20 protein-coding genes and 8 pseudogenes are annotated in these 17,504 nt (G+C 58.0%); 17 read left to right on the forward strand and 11 right to left on the reverse strand.

The genetic code is table 11. The features are described from left to right. Window positions 1-353 precede the first annotated feature (353 nt). A complete protein-coding gene (locus tag NHAM_RS27250) occupies window positions 354-584 on the reverse strand; it encodes a hypothetical protein (protein WP_157043830.1) in 231 nt (76 codons plus the stop codon). A 22-nt stretch (window positions 585-606) separates the two neighbouring features. Here NHAM_RS27250 and NHAM_RS27255 point away from each other — a divergent pair, with 22 nt between their 5' ends. Then, complete coding sequence (locus NHAM_RS27255; RefSeq protein ID WP_157043831.1) at window positions 607-750, forward strand: hypothetical protein; 144 nt, start codon at window positions 607-609, stop codon at window positions 748-750. A gap of 107 nt (window positions 751-857) precedes the next feature. Further along, window positions 858-1,328 (forward strand): annotated as a pseudogene (locus NHAM_RS21700) (IS110 family transposase); the annotation flags it as partial. Between the two features lie 8 nt (window positions 1,329-1,336). Here NHAM_RS21700 and NHAM_RS25765 read toward each other — a convergent pair. The 3 genes and pseudogenes from NHAM_RS25765 to NHAM_RS21710 form a co-directional block, all read right to left on the reverse strand. Then, a pseudogene (locus tag NHAM_RS25765) lies at window positions 1,337-1,628 on the reverse strand (IS21 family transposase); the annotation flags it as partial. A gap of 213 nt (window positions 1,629-1,841) precedes the next feature. Then, window positions 1,842-2,414 (reverse strand): LuxR C-terminal-related transcriptional regulator, encoded by a 573-nt coding sequence (locus NHAM_RS24280; protein ID WP_081435093.1) that lies wholly within the window; start codon window positions 2,412-2,414, stop codon window positions 1,842-1,844. Between the two features lie 828 nt (window positions 2,415-3,242). Continuing rightward, window positions 3,243-4,266: pseudogene (locus NHAM_RS21710) on the reverse strand (IS110 family transposase). A 309-nt stretch (window positions 4,267-4,575) separates the two neighbouring features. On the opposite strand from NHAM_RS21710, the gene NHAM_RS27760 reads away from it, so the two are divergent. The 6 genes and pseudogenes from NHAM_RS27760 to NHAM_RS25780 form a co-directional block, all read left to right on the forward strand. Beyond that, complete coding sequence (locus NHAM_RS27760; protein WP_041359455.1) at window positions 4,576-4,788, forward strand: hypothetical protein; 213 nt, start codon at window positions 4,576-4,578, stop codon at window positions 4,786-4,788. 29 nt (window positions 4,789-4,817) lie between these two features. Next, entirely contained in the window at window positions 4,818-5,132 is a 315-nt protein-coding gene (locus tag NHAM_RS21720; protein ID WP_245270096.1) for a hypothetical protein, read from the forward strand. Window positions 5,133-5,381: 249 nt separating this feature from the next. Beyond that, window positions 5,382-5,950, forward strand: a pseudogene (locus tag NHAM_RS25775) (IS5/IS1182 family transposase); the annotation flags it as partial. A 262-nt stretch (window positions 5,951-6,212) separates the two neighbouring features. Beyond that, window positions 6,213-6,590: a PRC-barrel domain-containing protein gene (locus NHAM_RS21730; RefSeq protein ID WP_011504876.1), complete on the forward strand. Its 378-nt coding sequence runs from the start codon at window positions 6,213-6,215 to the stop codon at window positions 6,588-6,590. Window positions 6,591-6,844: 254 nt separating this feature from the next. After that, window positions 6,845-6,892, forward strand: a pseudogene (locus NHAM_RS29150) (hypothetical protein); the annotation flags it as partial. Between the two features lie 51 nt (window positions 6,893-6,943). After that, window positions 6,944-7,299 (forward strand): annotated as a pseudogene (locus NHAM_RS25780) (SDR family oxidoreductase); the annotation flags it as partial. 618 nt (window positions 7,300-7,917) lie between these two features. On the opposite strand, the gene NHAM_RS27265 reads toward NHAM_RS25780, so the two are convergent. The 5 genes from NHAM_RS27265 to NHAM_RS29155 all read right to left on the reverse strand — a co-directional run bounded on the left by NHAM_RS27265 (window position 7,918) and on the right by NHAM_RS29155 (window position 9,429). Continuing rightward, the gene (locus tag NHAM_RS27265) at window positions 7,918-8,085 is read right to left on the reverse strand and encodes a hypothetical protein (RefSeq protein ID WP_157043832.1); all 168 of its coding nucleotides are present in this window, start codon (window positions 8,083-8,085) and stop codon (window positions 7,918-7,920) included. 97 nt (window positions 8,086-8,182) lie between these two features. Next, the gene (locus tag NHAM_RS21740) at window positions 8,183-8,437 is read right to left on the reverse strand and encodes a hypothetical protein (RefSeq protein ID WP_011504875.1); all 255 of its coding nucleotides are present in this window, start codon (window positions 8,435-8,437) and stop codon (window positions 8,183-8,185) included. A gap of 198 nt (window positions 8,438-8,635) precedes the next feature. Then, window positions 8,636-8,815 carry a hypothetical protein gene (locus NHAM_RS27270; RefSeq protein WP_157043833.1) on the reverse strand — a complete coding sequence of 60 codons (180 nt, stop codon included), beginning with the start codon at window positions 8,813-8,815 and terminating at the stop codon, window positions 8,636-8,638. 123 nt (window positions 8,816-8,938) lie between these two features. Continuing rightward, window positions 8,939-9,157: a hypothetical protein gene (locus NHAM_RS21745; RefSeq protein ID WP_245270097.1), complete on the reverse strand. Its 219-nt coding sequence runs from the start codon at window positions 9,155-9,157 to the stop codon at window positions 8,939-8,941. Window positions 9,158-9,225: 68 nt separating this feature from the next. After that, the gene (locus NHAM_RS29155; RefSeq protein ID WP_081435094.1) at window positions 9,226-9,429 is read right to left on the reverse strand and encodes a hypothetical protein; all 204 of its coding nucleotides are present in this window, start codon (window positions 9,427-9,429) and stop codon (window positions 9,226-9,228) included. A 214-nt stretch (window positions 9,430-9,643) separates the two neighbouring features. Between NHAM_RS29155 and NHAM_RS21750 the strand changes: the two genes are divergently transcribed. From NHAM_RS21750 to NHAM_RS21775, 6 genes and pseudogenes are all read left to right on the forward strand, one after another. Beyond that, a complete protein-coding gene (locus NHAM_RS21750; protein WP_011504873.1) occupies window positions 9,644-9,862 on the forward strand; it encodes a hypothetical protein in 219 nt (72 codons plus the stop codon). A 32-nt stretch (window positions 9,863-9,894) separates the two neighbouring features. After that, on the forward strand, window positions 9,895-10,215 hold the full coding sequence (locus tag NHAM_RS21755) for a hypothetical protein (protein ID WP_245270098.1): 321 nt from the start codon (window positions 9,895-9,897) through the stop codon (window positions 10,213-10,215). A gap of 180 nt (window positions 10,216-10,395) precedes the next feature. Then, window positions 10,396-11,352, forward strand: a pseudogene (locus NHAM_RS21760) (IS5 family transposase); the annotation flags it as partial. Window positions 11,353-11,792: 440 nt separating this feature from the next. Then, entirely contained in the window at window positions 11,793-11,975 is a 183-nt protein-coding gene (locus NHAM_RS21765) for a hypothetical protein (RefSeq protein WP_041359457.1), read from the forward strand. Between the two features lie 115 nt (window positions 11,976-12,090). Further along, a complete protein-coding gene (locus NHAM_RS21770) occupies window positions 12,091-13,170 on the forward strand; it encodes an IS630 family transposase (RefSeq protein ID WP_081434946.1) in 1,080 nt (359 codons plus the stop codon). Window positions 13,171-13,283: 113 nt separating this feature from the next. After that, on the forward strand, window positions 13,284-13,739 hold the full coding sequence (locus NHAM_RS21775) for a hypothetical protein (RefSeq protein WP_011504870.1): 456 nt from the start codon (window positions 13,284-13,286) through the stop codon (window positions 13,737-13,739). A 27-nt stretch (window positions 13,740-13,766) separates the two neighbouring features. Here NHAM_RS21775 and NHAM_RS21780 read toward each other — a convergent pair. Next, window positions 13,767-14,602: pseudogene (locus NHAM_RS21780) on the reverse strand (IS5 family transposase). Between the two features lie 1,283 nt (window positions 14,603-15,885). On the opposite strand from NHAM_RS21780, the gene NHAM_RS21790 reads away from it, so the two are divergent. The 3 genes from NHAM_RS21790 to NHAM_RS21800 all read left to right on the forward strand — a co-directional run bounded on the left by NHAM_RS21790 (window position 15,886) and on the right by NHAM_RS21800 (window position 16,949). Next, window positions 15,886-16,062 carry a hypothetical protein gene (locus tag NHAM_RS21790; protein ID WP_157043835.1) on the forward strand — a complete coding sequence of 59 codons (177 nt, stop codon included), beginning with the start codon at window positions 15,886-15,888 and terminating at the stop codon, window positions 16,060-16,062. Between the two features lie 92 nt (window positions 16,063-16,154). Beyond that, window positions 16,155-16,664, forward strand: coding sequence for an ArdC-like ssDNA-binding domain-containing protein (locus NHAM_RS21795; RefSeq protein WP_011504868.1), 510 nt, complete (start codon window positions 16,155-16,157; stop codon window positions 16,662-16,664). Window positions 16,665-16,763: 99 nt separating this feature from the next. Continuing rightward, on the forward strand, window positions 16,764-16,949 hold the full coding sequence (locus NHAM_RS21800) for a hypothetical protein (RefSeq protein WP_049769479.1): 186 nt from the start codon (window positions 16,764-16,766) through the stop codon (window positions 16,947-16,949). A gap of 35 nt (window positions 16,950-16,984) precedes the next feature. Here NHAM_RS21800 and NHAM_RS27280 read toward each other — a convergent pair whose 3' ends face one another. Next, a complete protein-coding gene (locus tag NHAM_RS27280) occupies window positions 16,985-17,260 on the reverse strand; it encodes a hypothetical protein (protein ID WP_157043836.1) in 276 nt (91 codons plus the stop codon). Window positions 17,261-17,504 lie beyond the last annotated feature (244 nt).

The raw sequence follows: 17,504 nt of genomic DNA on the forward strand, positions 1-17,504 counted from the left end.
CGCCTGCGCTGCCCGAATTCATTCGTTACTTGGCCCGCAATGAACCGATTGGCCGGAGCCGTTTGGATGATTGAGGCGATGTCTGCAAGTACGCAGTGCCACAAGCACATCGACACCTTCCTCATTGTCGGCAGCGCCTATGCCCGATTAAGAGCCGCCAATGGTATCGTTCTCTGTCGCTCAGCTGAATGTGATGATCCAATCAATGTCGGAGCAGCGATGAGCTTTCGACGCGTCTGTCCTTAATTCTGGTCAAAAAAGCCCTGTGGTCCAGAAGAACGCTCCCGAAATTTCTGATCTCCATACAAACAATCGCGGCAACGACATCTCTCGTCGGGCGTGCGCTGGAAAGCCTAAGCACGGCGACGCTGCTGGACCGCCTTGACGATATTCTCATCATCAAAGATGCTGCAAAAGCATTGTTCCGCAGAAACTCCGCCTTCTTCCGAATTGCGAATCAAAACCGAGCCTTTGTGAAAGGCGACTTGGATCTTGCGGCTCTTGATCTCGTATTGCGGCGCTCCCGCACTCGCAAAACTGCTACCGAAGCCGGAACATTTCGATGCGGTGGCTATTTTAGACAAGGGCGACTTTTCCGGAGGCCGATTGGCCACGACGATGCAGCAACTCCGAAAGTTCATTCTTACCGAGGAAGGTCAAGCTATTTTGGCGGTCGTCAAAGACGGCTGGTTGCAGCTCGCAGTCGGCACGCTAGTAGCGATGTACGTCATTGGAGATCTGCTTTCCTAGACCCCATGTTCGCGGCTGAGGGCTAGCGGCCCGCCCCACGGCAAGCTCCTATCGAAGGATGCGCCGGAAGGACCGGTGCCGAGCCTCAAGCATGGGGGACGGGCCTGATGAACTTTATCACGTACGTAGGACTGGATGTACACAAGGCGACGGTCTCGGTCGCCATCGCCCAAGGCCAGCGCGGGGGCGAGGTGCTGCACGTCGGCGTCTTTCCGAACCGGCCGGATCATATCGCCAAGTTGGTCGAGCGGCTCGGCAGGAATGGGCCGCAGTTGAGCTTCTGCTATGAGGCCGGCCCCTGCGGCTATGGTCTCCAGCGCCAGCTTACCGAACTCGGACACGACTGCATCGTGGTTGCCCCGTCGCTCATTCCGATGAAGGCGGGTGATCGGGTGAAGACGGACCGACGCGATGCGGTCATGCTGGCTAAGCTGCATCGGGCCGGCGAGCTGACGAGCGTCTGGGTACCGGATGACGCGCACGAGGCGATGCGTGATCTCATCCGCGCGCAGGCAACAGCAGTGCGCGTACTCGGCAAGGCGCGACAGCATCTGCAAGGCTTTTTCCTGCGCCATGGACGCATCTAGCCGCCGCCGAACCCATGCTCGTCGTGCAGCCGCTCGAAAATCCGTTTCGCCGTATGCCGCCGCTTCACCAACACGATCCGCCTCCAGGATCGCATCGATCACCGGCAGCAGCGGATCCAGCTTCGGCTTCATCACAGGCTTCGAGCGCGTATAGCCAGGCGGCAGCGAGAACCGGCACATCTTCAGCACTGTCTCGCGGCTCAGCCCGAAGACCCGGGACGCCTCGCAACGGCTATGACCCTCGACGAAAACAAAATGCCGGACGGCGGCATAGACTTCCACGGCAAATATTCCCGGCGACCCCCAAAGGGATCAGCCTAGCCACTGGACAGTTTTTACTCCGCACCAGCATCACGCCGGCGCTCCATGGCCTAATTTGCCACCGCCTCGCACACTTCATTCAGCGCGACAATTACGTCTTATCCAGACAATCATTTATGCTCTTCGTGATGGCGTTGCCCCTGTGGCCGCGGGTGCTTATGATGACCGATTAATGCGGCTCTTCTAGATCGGCGACTGGAAGATATCATTTGCCGATTTTGCCAGTACCGGGTGGTTCATCCCCCAAATCGCAGCCTGCGTTCGATTCTGGACCCAGATCTTGCGAAGAATTGCCTTAACGTGAACCTTTACGGTCGCTTCTGCGATGCCGATCTTTCGCGCAATGGACTTGTTGGAGCTGCCGCTGATAAGACAACGCAGAATCACCAGCTCTCTGGGAGAGAGCGGCGGTGCCCCCGTGTTCTCTGAACCAAGGATCGCGCCTACGTCTTCGTCGGCCTGCGCCGCGTTGCGTCCCTGCTCGCTTTCGAGATCGAGAGCTGATGTCTGAAACACCGGCGGGAAAACCGCCTCACCCATCATAATAAGCTCGATGGATTTGACAAATGCATCGCACGACATGTCGCATACGAGATAACCAGCCGCGCCAATCTGAAATGCTAAATCCGGTTCGGGTGACCTATAATGATCGGCCACAACTACAATACGCCCGCTGGGATGTTTATCTCTCACGAGGCTGATATGTTCAGATGCTAGGGAGACGTCATCGCTGGTATGAACAATTAAAAAGAGCATTTGGCCCTTCGAAATGCGCCCGTTAACTGATCAGGGGACGATACCGATGACCGGACACGGAAGTTTTCCGCGCGTAAAATTCGGACAATGCCTTCTCTCAATAGAACACTTTTTCCTATGAGAAAGGTTTCAAATCGAGGCCCCCTCGTTTTCATTTGACCCTCCTGGTCAATATGCAATTGGAACTTTCAGCAAACGTTTTTGTGAGTGCGCACGGCTATAGCTGATGCGCCCTCCATAATAGAGTCGGCGTAATTCGGTGGGTGAAAACGAGCTTCCCGGCGACACTAACCGGCCGAGTGGCTCTAAGTTCCTGTTCACATCCATCCAGCCGTGTGAACAAGGCGCCTTCCAAGAGCGGAAGACGGGAGCGCAACCGGCGTTCCATCCCCGATAAAAGCCACGTTCCGTGCGGTGATGGCTGTTAACTTTTGGCACTGACCTTAATTGCGGAGTGCTGGGCTATGATTTTCCTCCCGTCCCCCTCCGCGAAGATCGCGAAGCGGCTGAAGCGCACTCCAAGTGCAACAGCTGCTAAGGCGTACACGCTCGGAGTGTCGCTCAGCATGCAATAGTTGCTTCTGTAATGGGCCTTTGTTCGTCAAGTCCCTCTGAACAAATCTCATCGCCAGGATCATGCTTCTGTCCGTGGTCGGCACGAAGACCGCCACACCATGCCATCAGATCCAGAGCCGGCAGGTCAATCTAGGACGCGTGATCTGCCGCAGCATTCACAGCACTACTCCCGACCTTGCCAAGCCCTCGTCCCGGCGACGGGACCTCAGGAGAACGTACCGTTTCCGGCTCGTTCCGAACCCTCTCTATCTCCTATGCGGCCTTGCTCCAGCAGAACCCGGTCGCGTCCACCCACATGCGATGCAGCACAACGCCCAACTTGCGAGCAAGGGCCACTTTGGCGCGCTTCATGCCCCGACGTCGCGCAACCTCGAGTGCCCAGTGCTTCAGGCTCGAGAAGCGTGTCGCACGCGTCAGCATGATATGCGCCGCTTCAAAGAGCGCGGTCCGCACCATGACGTCGCCGACCTTGCTGACGCCTCCGTCCCGGTCGATCTCACCCGACTGATATTTTTTCGGCGTGAGCCCGAAGTAGGCGCCGATCGTACTGGATTTTCCGAATCGCGACGGATCATCCACCGCCGAGCGATATGTCAGGGCGACTAAAGCGCCGACGCCAGGGGTGCTCATCAATCGCCGACAAACCTTGTCGGCCCGCGCGATCTTCAACATCTCACGATGCAACCTGGTGAACTCGTTCCACAACGCCGTCCTCGCAGCGAGCATCGCACCAATCACCATTTCCAGGGTCACATGCTCCGCTGTCAATTCCCGAATGCGCGCTTCAAACCGTCCACGGCTCACTTCGCCGACCTTCAGCCCGTAGCCACGCAGGATGCCGCGGATGCTCAGCTCGACGTCGAGAAGCTTGCCCTGCAGAAGTTTTCGTCCAACAAGCAGAGCCCGGGTATCCTTGCAGGGCACCGATTTCGCGTGAACCGGACGATACCAGCCCATCCGCAGCAACTGAGCGATCCCGCGCGCATCCTTCCGGTCGGTCTTGACGGTCATGGCCGAGAGTGCTGGCTTTCACATGCCGTGTCTCAAGCAAAACTGCATCGCGCCCGGCGGCCAAAAGCGCGGCATGCAGCCACTGCGACAACGGCCCAGCCTCGAGCCCAATGCGGCTGACAGGTAATTCCAACTCGCCGAAATAGCCAATAAGCACCTCAGCCTCGCTGGCAACCTTGACCTCGCGGACGACGTTGCCAGTCCCGTCAACAACGCAGATGCTGCTCTCTTTCAAAGACACGTCGATCCCCACATAATAGTCCATGGCTGTTCCTCACTTGATGCCTGGAGCCGATCACTCGGACTCCGTTTCAACATCATAATTCTGAGGGACAGCCACCTGACCTGGCTAGGCTCGCGAAGGCCGGCCCATTACGGCATCTAGGCGCCATTCAGCCTGAGCGCCGAACTTCTGCGACTCGGTGGTTCGCTATTGCCAGAACGGAACAATCCATCCCCTGATGCGTTACGCCAGATGGTGAAAAATTCAGACGCATTTCGCGAAAACGCACAGAACTGCCTGCACCTTGCTGAAAGGGGAGCTAACGAGCCAACAGCGAACCGTTACAGACGGATGGCCCAGGCTTGGACCGATTTGGCCACCGAGCAAGACTGGCTCGATGGGCACTCCGGGCAAACGCCAACCGAACGGGCAAGCGACTTGGCTGAAGGCACGATCGACAAGTTGAGCGAGGACGGTACCAGCAGCGCCGACGTGAACGACCGGAAGAGCCAGTTGATAGATGGCCCCGCCGAGTTCCGGGACACCCGCGTCGACAAGGACTAGCTTATGACCAGTCCTACAGGTTGATCCTCATGTCGGTCGCCGTTGCTTGTTTGGGGGCGCATCACCATGTGAGGATGACTTCAACAAGGATCGTAATGAAAACTCTACACAAACCGGAACAACCGGAGGACCTTCGCCCCTGGAACCCTCAACGTGCCAACATCATCCCCACCGAAGGATTTGCAATGGTGGTGGATGGACGGCTAAAAGCCAATTTCGTCGATGAGGAAGCCGCCAGGGCGGCTGGTGCTGAACTCCTAGCAAGATTTCCGATGCTTCGAGTCGAAGTGTACAATGCGGAAACCAGGGTTCGCACCAAAGTCGAAGCCTTGGCCACAGGTTAGTCGAGCAAGTCGTCCCGTTCTTTCTTCCCGTGCCCACGCAACCTTTGATGCATCAGCCGGCGTTTGCGTCCATACTACTTAGTCGCCCGTGAAAAATGCAGAAACCGTCCTGGCGGAATGATTTCGCGGGTTTTGAAAGTATTCGATATCGCCGGTTTTGGGAATGTCGATATCGGTTCCTTGCAATTTGATTTGGCGGAATTGGCGTGATTCCTTGTCTCCGGCTGGGTTTGAGTCGGAGATATCGCGATGCTTCCGAAGGAGCGGCGAGACAGCGGACAGAATGATTTGTTCAAGTCGCGCCTCGACCAGATCGTCGAGATGAACCACGCGTTGGCGAAGCTGGCGCGCAAGATCGACTGGGGGTTTTTCGAGGGCAGATTCGGGGCGGTCTACGCCGATGTTCCCGGCCGGCCGCCGCGGCTGATGGCGGGGTTGGCGATCCTCAAGCACACGTTCAGGAGCGCCTGAATGTCGCCACGCGCGTTGGCGCGGCCAAGCCGTCGGACTTCACCAGCATCATCGTCGATACGACGGCGCAGCCGAAGGCGGTGGCGTTCCCGACCGATGCCAAACTCATGCATCGCGCCCGCGAGACGCTGGCGCGGTTGGCCAAAAAGCACGGCGTCGTCCTGCGGCAATTCTACGAGCGTGTTGGCAAGCACGCGTTAATCGCGCATCAGCGCTACGCTCACGCGAAACAGCTCAGGCGCGCCGACCGGGCGCTGAAGACGTTGCGCACGTATCTCGGCCGCGTGATGCGCTACATCAGGCGCAAGATCGCCGGCGATCCGGACAAGCAGGCGGCTTTCGCGCAACACAGACATGACCTGCAGATCCTAGGTCGCGTTAGAGGAGGAGAACTGCATGGGCGAATTTCTGCGAAGTGGTTCATGTTCGCCGTAGAGGAGCGGGCCGAGACGTTCCGCGCGGAGTTCGGCGGCGAGCGGATACCTCCCTCGGAGAGGGGCAAAAGGAAGCGCTGATCGCGGTGGAACAGGGGCTCTTACAACGCGCGGTGATGGGAACATTCGGCGCGCTTGCCGCGTTTTTCCTTCCCAATGAAGGAAGGAGCATCGCATGGCCACCGAAGCGAGAGAGACAAGCACATTGATCGGCAGCGACAAGGTCGCGGGCACCGCCGTGTACGGCCCCGACGATCAGGAGATCGGAACGATCGAGCGCGTTATGATCGAGAAGACGAGCGGGCGCGTGTCGTACGCCGTCCTGGGATTCGGCGGATTCCTCGGAATCGGCAATGACCACTATCCCCTTCCGTGGAACGCCTTAAAATACGATACTCGCGTCGGCGGCTACCGCACTGGCATCACCGCCGACCAGCTCAACGGCGCGCCGAAGTATGCCTCCGAGAGCAGCTGGGACTGGGAGGAGCCCGGGCGCTCCAAGTCGGTCGACGACTACTACGGCTCCCGCATTACCCATTCGGCCCTCGAATAGGAACGAACAACGTAGGCTGCGCGTAGACCGACCTCGCAGCACGGCCCTGCAGTCTTCCCCCTTCCTGCGGGGCCGTGCACACCTGCAGCCAAGACCGAATGATGTCAAAGCAGAGGAGTACCCCAGACAGGAGGAGAATTGCCTGGACTATCCCGACAGGCAGATGTGGCTGAGCCTCGCGGATGATTGGATAATCATAGCGCAGGAAGTCGAACGGCGGACAGGCAGGGGAAAACCCGGACAGAGCAAAGATAATCAAGCTCGCTAACGAGCTATGGGAGCAGGCTGGCTGTCCCGAAGGACGTGCCGAAGAGTTCTATCATCAGGCCGAGCAGGAGCTGCGCGAGCAAAATGAGTGGCGGATGACGTTCGCGTGAATATCCACGCGATGTTTTATTTCCCTAAGGCTACTGTGCCGTACATGAAACCGGGCAGCGCCATTATCAAGACGGCTTCCATCAATGCGGATATGCCCAATCCGATTTTGCCACCACCCAGGGGCGCCATTCAGAATTTCACCGGCGATTTGGCGCAGATGCTTGCAGAATGCGGAATCTGCGCGAATGCGGTCGCACCCGGCCTCGATCTGGGGTCGTAACAAAGTTCGGCGAGCAGCTTCCGATGAAGCGGCCCGGCCAACCCGCCGACTCGGCGATGGGCCTATGTCATGCTGGCCCATCCGCTTTCGAGTTACACATCCGGGCCGTGATGCCTAAATCGGCAAGCCAGAGCAGGCGCTTCGCTGGTCTTCTTCCAAGGATTCGAAAACTTTGCGCATGGTCCCTCTCCTCTTGCCGGATAACAGGGGCGATGGTTACTTGTTCCTACGAGACTCATTTATGGTTTCCGGCGGGTAAACCGCAAAATGCCCGATTAATGGCGTTGATCCAGCATCGATGGCCACAATGTACGAAGAGCGAGTGGTATGGAATGAAGTTGCCAGCGAGATCCGCGCCGCGCTGTGAAGATCGTTTACCGCTATATTCGCTTTTCTGGTTGCATTTTGGCGTGGGGTTGCCGCTCGGTGCCTAGATACTTCTTCCATTTGGCAGGCCAGCTTCCAGCAACCAACTTGATCGGCCACGAGTGCTTGCACGACGATGAGGCCGGAGGGCACTGAAACTTCATCTGGATGACGAGCTGTTCAAAATCACGATTGCATCGACATTAAGCGAAGCAAAAGCCACCATGGCGAAATAAGATCAGGGAATAAGCCGAGCGGGTCGTGGCGAGGAACAGCCTAAGGACAAAGAACGTACGCAGACCGTCCATAAAACGAAGCCCGGCGATACACTTCAACCCTTGCCAGAATCAAGGACCGCAAGGTCTATGCAGTATGTCCGGGGTCAACATCCTTCGGCGTTTTCTTTTCGCGTTGTGGAGTCATTTTCGCCGGGCTTTCCTTTCCCGGCACACCGCGTGGCCCTAGTTGCTCGCGCTGCATATCCTCTTCTGAAAGCTCCGCCTCGCGGCCATTGATTGGTTTCTTTGGCACGGTGACTTCCTAAACGCCGCACACAGTGGCGGGCATTCTCTCGGCTCCTTTTGGCGTACTCGCTGCTACCGCAGCGTTCGCGCTAGCTGTTCCAACATTAGCCAGCGCCGAAAAAATTGTAATCAAGCGTCACGATCACGACGGGTGGCATCACCGCCATCATGACCACAGCTGGCACCGTCACGAAGGATGGCGTCACCACGAAGGTCGCCATCATCATCTCCACGATGGTGGTGGAAGAACAGTGATTATCAAACGCGACCACCACGACTATTGATTTTAATGGCTCTGTTTCGACGGGGCCTTTTTTCTGTTCGGCGAAGCTAGCGAAGATATCGGCCGGTGGGGTCACTAAACGTCGAGCGCCGTATCTGATATTTTATAAGGAAATTACTTGCTGGTCGGGCTTCCCATACTGAATAAGCATATCCTACGCGAAGGGCATGATCTTCGTAAAAGTCCAATCCCTTGTATGCTGGATTTTATCGCCAATAGTGACAATGTCACTCACGCAAGTCCCGCCGCCACGAACGACGACATATGGTTGCCATCAAGCCCGTGCATCTTTCCTAAATAAGTGGCGGCGCAGGTCGGCTCGCATCTCACACGTTACCTCGCCTCGGCCAAGGCTGCGCGCCTGCTTTTTCTCCGCAATAGAAACCCGCTTGAAATCAGCATCGCGAGCCTCTGACAAAAATCCAAATTGACCCTTTACTTTCTTCGACATCATCCACCTCTTTCAACCCGCGAAACCGAATAGGCCCCGGGAGTCATTGAAGCATCGCGGGTTGGGTTCGGTCGCACTGGTCGCGTATTAAAGTCAACGAGAGGCCGAGCAATGCAAGGTCATGGTCTATCCGTCTCGCTCGAATTCTTTGACGGTGTCGAGGTCTAGATGTGCTTCGGCGATCCAAGCATCGCCTTCGCGCTTAAGAGCGTCGAGAGGTTCAGCGTCTGTGGGCAGCTTGCCGACACGGCGGCCGTTCTGCATCACGGGGATTCGTTCGAGCCCCAGCCATTGAACAAGATTTTCCGCCCCGTATATGGCAACAGCATTTGCGTCGAGGCTCACGTAACGACCATCGTCCAACTGATACGTGAGGGTCCCGCGGCTTCGGTCCGTTGTCGTTTCCACTCTTTTCATCTCGAAAGCCTTTTGAAAGAGCTTGCTCTCAGCAATCCTTCGGACTTGAGGTCGCGATACTCGATGTCGGCATAGAACGTCGGCTCAACCCAAGTTGCCTTTGGTTTTCTAATGGGCTTGGTCAACATCGGTTTCGATGACTGGGCTGCGAGGAACGCCTCAGAATTTCCCCGCCAGTGGCGCCCCCGGCCGCCATGCATTGCGAAGCCATGCCATGAGATTTTCTTCGGCTTTAGTCATTGTTGGGACCTCGCTAGCATCTGGGGGCAGCCCACCAAGTTTAGACGGGCCGATGTGGATGGACTGGGGGGTCTCCACCAGCACCTTCAATCCTCGGCGTGCCACAAACGTTCCAGTACGGCCCGTCGGGGAACGAATTGGCTAATCGCAGAGACCGCCTAGACTGGAGAGGAAGTGATACTAGGCAAGCTGCTACAATTTGCCCGCCGCCACTCCAAATCCCGCTATGCCGACGACAAGGCAGTTGATGATTTCGCCTGTGTTGCCGAGGACCAGGGATTGCCGCTCGACTACGACGGCGACAAGCGGCTGGTTGAACTGCTTGGCGGCGACAACGACCCAGCCGGGAACCTGGAAGAGATCGCCAACCTATTGGGGCAGTCCAAGCCCTAGGATTCCGCCCGACCGCGCCTAGATTCTGGCAAATGGGCCTCTCCCTCCGCAAGACCGTCATTGCCGGCGACACTCTTAAGGACGACTATTGCGTCATCCATGAGGGTCGCTGCGTCGGAAGGATCAGGCTTGCCGATGAGAGATCATGGCAGGGCATTGTCTGGACGTGGAACGTCAACCCGCCCCTCCCGATCCCGCCATGGTGCAATGGATCGGCGGATAGTCTGGAAGTCGCCAAGGGCGAGTTCGGGGCCGCGTGGGAGCGGTTTTATTCGTCCCTGACGCAGAGGACATTGAATCCTGGCACCGCACCGAGGGCCTTGCCAAGAGGAATGCGTCGTGGCTTGAAATGAACTGGTCCCGCCGTTTCGACGAGCCGCTCACGAGGCCGGATGGCAAGACGCTGCGCACGTTGAAGGATGCAGCCGATTATGTTCTGGCGCAACCGCCCGAGATCCAAGCTGAGTTAGGGAAGCTCTGAACAACTTGGCGACTATGGCACTCTTCGATCATTGATTCGGGGCGGCGCTCGGATGGAACAGCTGAGTTTCGCGTCGCTCAATTATCGGCCAAGAAGAAGCGCACGAAGCGAGATGCGTTTTTGGCTGAGATGGCAGCCGTGGTGCCTTGGGTCGCGCTCGAAGCTTTGATCGAGCCGCATTATCCCAAGGCTGGTCCGAGTGGCGGTCGGCGACCATTTCCATTGGCCGTGATGCTACGGATTTATTGCTTGCAGCAGTGGTATAACCTCTCTGATCCCGGCGCGGAAGAAGTCCTTTACGACATTTGCTCGATGCGCACGTTCGCGGGTCTGGAGCTCGGACGCGACACAATTCCCGATGAGACGACCATCTTGAACTTCCGGCATCTGCTGGAGCGTCACGAGTTGACGAAGGCGATATTCGTCGCGATTGCAGAGTTTCTGGAGACTCGCGGTGCTCTGCTGCGTGGCGGCACCATCATCGACGCGACGCTGATCGCGGCATCGCCATCGACGAAGAACAAGGCACAGAAGCGCGACCCCGAGATGCGCTCATCGAAGAAGGGCAACCAGTGGTACTTTGGCATGAAGGCCCACATCGGTGTCGATGCGACAAGCGGGCTCGTGCACACCGCAGGCGTGACCACAGGCAGTGTGCATGACGCCAAGGTCATGGACAATCTGATCCGCGAGGATGATCGTGCGGTGTATGGCGACAAGGGATATGCCAACGACCGCAAACAACGACAGGCGGAAGCAGCGGGCGTTCTGTGGGCCGTGAAGGCGAAAGCGAAGCCCGGGCGCCCCCTGTCGATATCGCAACGCCGCCGCAATCGCCGCTTCGGAAAAATCCGCGCCAAGGTCGAGCACGTGTTCCGGGTGATGAAATGCCAGTTCGGCTATCGCAAAGGTTCGCTATCGCGGCATCGCCAAAAACGGCGCACAGGTCTTCGCGTTGCTCGCTCTCGCAAACCTATTCCTTGCCCGCAGGACACTTGCGTCCGCTTGACAAAGTCGCCGGACGATTGCCGCCCGCGGCAGGTGCAAACAAAGAACCCTTCACCGCCAGCGCAAACCTGTTGCGACTGCTTCAGAAAAAGTGACGTTGCTCAGAGGTTCCTTAGCATGGCAGCGCGCCGCTCGAGAGCTGAAGAACGCCGCCGAACTTGATCCAGCCTGGCGATGGTTTGCACGCTCCGCCATGATGCACGCGCTGCTGGGACCAGATAAGCCGCCGATCGGTAATCCGGGGGGGAAGAAGGGGCGCAGGTGGCGGGCGAGGCGGAAACTGGCGAGGGATCGTTGAAACGAAGAAAGCCCTTCAGTCCCGCCTCTTGCAACTAATTCGATTTCCAAAAGTTAATAGCCGTCACCGTTCGGAGCGTAGCTTTTATCGGTGATGATAACGTCCGTTACGCTCCCGCTTCCTATTATGGGAAGGAGCGTGCCATGAAGCGGCGTCATATCAGCGATATCCCACTTCAGGATCGTCTCTTGGCATTCATCGATGCCATGCGAGCGCGCGCCGCCCTCGTCCCACCCGGCTCAGAACGCGACGAATTGCTCAATAAGGCAAAGAAAGCCGAGGTAGAGCTGTGGGCCAACTCCTCGGAACTACAGCCGCCGAAATAAAGACAGCCTCGGCGGTAGTCCCAAATAGAAAGCCTCGCCGGAGCTAGTGGATCGCGTCTGACATTTGAATCCGGGATGGGATTCCCATCTGACTGGATGCATGCGAGTCTGGCGCATGCGAACCGGAATTTTCATCACCCTTAAGCCTGCCGACCGCCGCCATCTGAAGGCGCTGGCGCGGAATCGCAACACCCCACACAAGCATGTTTGGCGGGCCGAGATCGTACTGTTGAGCGCGGACGGTTTCGGCACCCATGAGATCATGCGCCGGACCGGCAAGTCGAAGACCTGTGTGTGGCGCTGGCAGGAACGCTTCATGGTGGCGGGTTATGACGGCCTCCTGCACGATAAGACACGCCCCTCGCGCATTCCGCCGCTGGGGTCGGGCATCGCTGAACGCGTCGTGGCGCTCACCCGGACCGAGCCGCCAGCAGAGGCGACCCACTGGACCTCGGCCATGATGGCGAAGGTCGTCGATATCAGCGCGAGTTCCGTTCAACGCATCTGGCGCGCCCATGGGCTGCAGCCGCACCGGGTGAAACAGTTCAAGCTCTCCACTGACCCGCGCTTCGTCGACAAATTGCGCGATGTCGTCGGCCTCTATGTCGATCCGCCCGCCCATGCCGTCGTTCTCTCGGTCGATGAAAAAAGCCAAATCCAGGCGCTCGACCGCACCCAGCCCGGCTTGCCAATAAAGAAGGGTCGCGCCGGGACGATGACCCACGACTACAAGCGTCATGGCACGACGACACTGTTTGCGGCCCTCAACGTCCTCGACGGCACCGTCATTGGCCGCAATATGCAGCGCCATCGGCACCAGGAGTTCATCCGCTTCCTCAACGCCGTCGAAGCGCAGGTGCCGCCGCGAAAGCAAATCCACGCTATCGTCGACAACTATGCAACCCACAAGCACCCGAAAGTGCGCCAGTGGTTGGCCCGGCATCCCCGCTGGGCCTTCCACTTCACGCCCACATCAGCATCCTGGCTCAACGCCGTCGAGGGCTTCTTCGCCAAACTCACAAAACGACGACTGAAACGCGGCATCTTCCGATCGGTCGTCGACCTGCAGGCTGCAATCAATCGCTTCGTAATCGAACATAACGCCGAACCGAAGCCCTTCACATGGACTGCCGATCCCAACAAAATTATCCGAGCCGTCAGACGCGGGCACCAAGTGTTAGATTCCATCCACTAGGTTAGGAGCAGCGTCAAGACGTTGGCTCCGGTTTTTTTGCCGATGGCCAGAACTTACTTCAGTCAAAGGTGTTGGCTGCATACCAGGGGGCTCGCTCAATACGGAGGCTTCTGATGTGCGATTACAGCTTGGAGCACGTTGCTTCCCGTCCCGCCGCGGCCGGCCAGCAGCTGGTGGTTACGCGGTTTCCTCCATTTATGACGCGCGGTTTTGCCGAAATCCGCAATCCCGGCGTTGCGATTTGCCTCCTTCCGGGGACGGAAGTTGCATTCGAAACCGAGGTCAAGGCTGAGCCCAACTTTCCCTTGATGCCGAAGCGTAGGATCGGCGAGCGACTTGCACGCTTCCGCCAGGTCGACCTCGAAAGGCCGACGGCGCATCATGACGCGCTGGAATTTGCCAACGGCGAGATCGTGCTGGTTAACCGTCTAATCTTGGGCCAGATCGCCACAGTGCTGCAGCTTCCGAAGGAAGCGGGGCGCGCGAGGGCGACGGAGACAAGCACCATGCGCGCGCAAGACGCTCCGGCCGCCGACCAAACTCAAAAGGACAACGCTCGTAGCGGATAACCGCTGACTAAGAGTCGGTTTCGAAATTCAGGCGTCTCTGGCGATGCGGAGAACGAGCAGCATGATTGAGGCGGCGTAGAGGAAAGCTCTGGCCGAATCGATTGTCGCCTCGAAATCCTTCGCCAGTCTTCGGTTTCGGTTGATCCAAGCGAAGAAGCGCTCGACGACCCATCGGCGCGGGAGGACGACAAAACCGACCTGGCCGGCAATCTTCCGCACAATTTCGACGACGATGCTCGTGGAATTGGCCACCCGCTCGTGGTTGTAACCGCTATCGGCGAAGCCACGGGCAACGAACGGATACAGGGCGCGGGACGCACGTAACAGCGGCCTGCCGCCATCGCGATTCTGAATGCTGGCGGGATGCGGTTCGAGGAGCAGCGCACGTCCATCCATGTCGACCATGGCGTGGCGCTTGCGCCCGTTGATCTCAGCGCAACGTCTTCGTTGTCGCTTCTTTCCGGCATCATAGCCGCGCGGACCGCCAGCTTCCGTGGTTTTGACGCTCTGGCTGTCGATGATTGCGGCCGAAGGACCGGCCTCGCGTCCGACGCGCTCACGATCCGCGATGACGAGGGCATGATTGATCCTCTCGAAGACGCAGCCGTCCCGCCAGGCCGCGAACCAGCGATAGACCGTGCTCCAGGGCGGAAAGTCCGCAGGAAGCAGCCGCCAGGCGCAGCCCGATCGCATGACATAGAAACTTGCGTTGACGATCTCGCGCAACGGCCAGCGCCATCGCCGTCCTCTGGTCTTCGGCTTTGGAAAAAGCGGCTCGATCACCAGCCATTCCTAATCGGTAACATCGCTCTGGTAGCGCAATGTGTGGCGCTATACTTCTCGCGAGTGGCAGGGGTCCACATGAAGGCTCCAAAGTGGGAATCAGCAATCACCTTGGAATCACTCGGACCTCAGCCACTCAACCCTTTTCGAAACGGCCTCTAAGCCCCAATAGAAAACCCCGCCGGAGCGGGGCTATTTTTTTCTTTTCTTGTTTATATCCTTTGCCGGGGCGGCTTCCTTTTGCGGCTTAATTTTCCGACGTTGCAGAACAACTCGAAGCCATACGCGCCGCCTGCATCAAGGCAAACCCGGAGATATCAATGTGCGTCCGATGTGAAAAGACGCCTCCAATATAAAGTGCGGGGACGGGTTACCGCATTCAGTCCTTAACAGCCCCATTCGCCTCGCTGATGTGCTGTTGGCGCTTGCAGACGCCCGCGTCAATATGATTGCAGATGCCTCGTATCAAAGCCGGCTACATCAATATCTTCCGGCTCCAGACTCGCCGCGCCGCTTTATGCAGGAGCCCACTTGGTGCCGTTGGGATGGCCACCAAGACGACCTCGCCCAGCAGAGCGATGAGTGCGTGCCGTTCTTAGCGCAACTGCTCGGATAACGCTTCGCCGTTCAAAACCAGCGTCCGCGGCCATAGTAGCCGCCACCGCCAATGAGAAGCACGATTACAATGATGATGATGAGCGTTGTAGTGTCCATGTCGGACCCCTAGTAAGGTTATATCCAGCAGGGAACCACCAACTGCCCGCTTAGTTCCAACATTTAAAGCTAACCAGCTTAATTCAATGAACTACGACCCCCTCAAGAAAGCGCGGCAGCTGCTCGCCAGCCAAGGCGGGAAGGCGAGTGCCGATGCGCTCACCCCAGAACAGCGGAAGGCACGGGCGGTTAAGGCTCGCGCGGCCCGGACGGAGAAGGCGCGTCGTCTGGCGCAGGAGTATCAGGCGCGGCCGTAGTGCCGGCGTTGTACTCGTCGACTGCGGCCTCGAATTTGGCCTCACGAGCCTCTATCTCATCGTCCACGGTGAAGTTCTTGGCAGGAGCCTCTTGCGTGCGTTGTGGCGCATCCTGTGCGGTCTGGCGGGCAGTCTTGCCGGCGGCCACCTTACAAGGCCGCTCGTTTCGATAGCGGGCCGTCTGCTCGTAGTAATACTGCCGGCCACTGCCGGCCCCTGATAGTCTTTATGACTGTATAGCTCATCCGCGAGTCTATACGCCGCTGGAAAGGATTTGTTGAGTCGCCGCATGGTGCCGCGCCACTTCTCATGCTGATCACATGCGCTCATGGCGAACGACGATTTTTTTCCGCAGTACAATTAAGCACGGGTGAACCTCACAGGAGATGACCGTGAAGAGGCCCGTCAATTGCGACGTGTCCGAGAAAGACCTCGCAGATGCAAAGAGGCAGTTCGAAGAAGAAAAGCACTGGCAGATGAAGAACCCCGCGCGGCAAACGCTCATCGAAGCCATCGACAACGCCATCAGCTTTCTTGAGGGCTTACGAAACGACCTACGCGATAAGTAACTCAGGCGCTTAAGTGGGGCCTTTTCTTTTCATGGGATAATTGGTCGAGCGCTCTTCAGCCTTAGAAGGACGTTCGGCAAGTCGGCAGCATCATGCCCAACAACGGCGCGACGAACAGGCCGTATTCCGGCAGCAACGTGCTCCTCCTTTGGCACGCGAAGCTCGAGAAGGGATACAAAACTTCAAACTGGCTCACGTACCGCCAGGCCCACGAGCTGGGCGGCCAGGTACGCAAGGGAGAGAAGAGCACGGAAATTCTCTTTACCAAGCAGCACACCGTCAAGGACAACCAGACCGAAGTAGAGAAGCGGATTTCGTTCCTGCGGACCTACAACGTATTCAACGAAGACCAGATAGACGGCCTGCCCGACCGCGGCGTTGAGATTCTGCCCTCAGTCGACCCTCGCCGTCGATGCGTTCATCAAGGCGATCTGGGCCAACATCTAGGAGGCAATCGCACCTTCTACGATACGAGCTGCGACCGCATACATCTGCCCGACCCGTCGCAGTTCAGGACCGCGGAGCACTTCTATGCCACCAACCTCCATGAAAGCGTTCGTTGGAGCGGAAGGGCTCATAGGCTTGGAGACGCTTCAGTCTGACGCCGGAACCCGCTAATGCGCAGAATGGAACCGCAGTTCCCTCGGAACGCATCTGGAGCGCGCCGGTTATCTCGTATGTCTAGCGCAAAGGAGATGCACATGGGCAACGATAGCAGCACGAACTTCCCTCCAGCAGGACAGCCGAAGGAGGACCCGAAGAAGACCCTCGGCAAGACCATGGAAGAGCTGACCAAGGAAAAGGAAAAAGAGCTGGACGAGAAGATGAAGAATAGCGACGGCAGTATCAAGTACGCCAAGCCGGGACGGAGCGACATTCTGCCATAGAGAGTTTACGTGCGTGCCAATGCGAGGAAGAGCCGTCAGTGCCCATAACGGGGCTGGCGGTTTTCGTCCGTTTGGGGATGTGGCATGAACGGTCCCTTCTGCTCGACGGCGCGGATGCCGGCATTGGCCAAGCGTATGCGATGCGTCATTCCTCCCGACCATGCGGACAAGATGGTGGCGGCGACCAAATGCTCGGCGCCATCCCGAGGCTCTACTTGGCCAGTGCCTTGCAGGTAATCGAGCGCTACTTCCAGCGCTTCATTGAGAACTGGATCGGGGTAGCGCAGCGGCCACTCGTATTCGTATCTCATCGCGCTTTCTCCAGTTCTGGAAACGCGCAAGGGGATTTTCCGTTCCTCGGCGCGTGATAGCATCATGAAGAGCCGGAGGGGTCGCCGCCAGTCCTTACGCATAGGGGCAACGGGTAACACGAGTTCGATTCCGTGCGCCGTGCAAGTCGGCATGCTTCATAGCCTGGTCGGCTTATCCGGGGCGTCTGCGGTTCGACTCCGCGCGGCTCATACGTGTGGTAGAATATTATCAACGCAATTCAAT

The sequence above is a fragment of the Nitrobacter hamburgensis X14 genome, from assembly GCF_000013885.1.
Taxonomy (GTDB): Bacteria; Pseudomonadota; Alphaproteobacteria; order Rhizobiales; family Xanthobacteraceae; genus Nitrobacter; species Nitrobacter hamburgensis.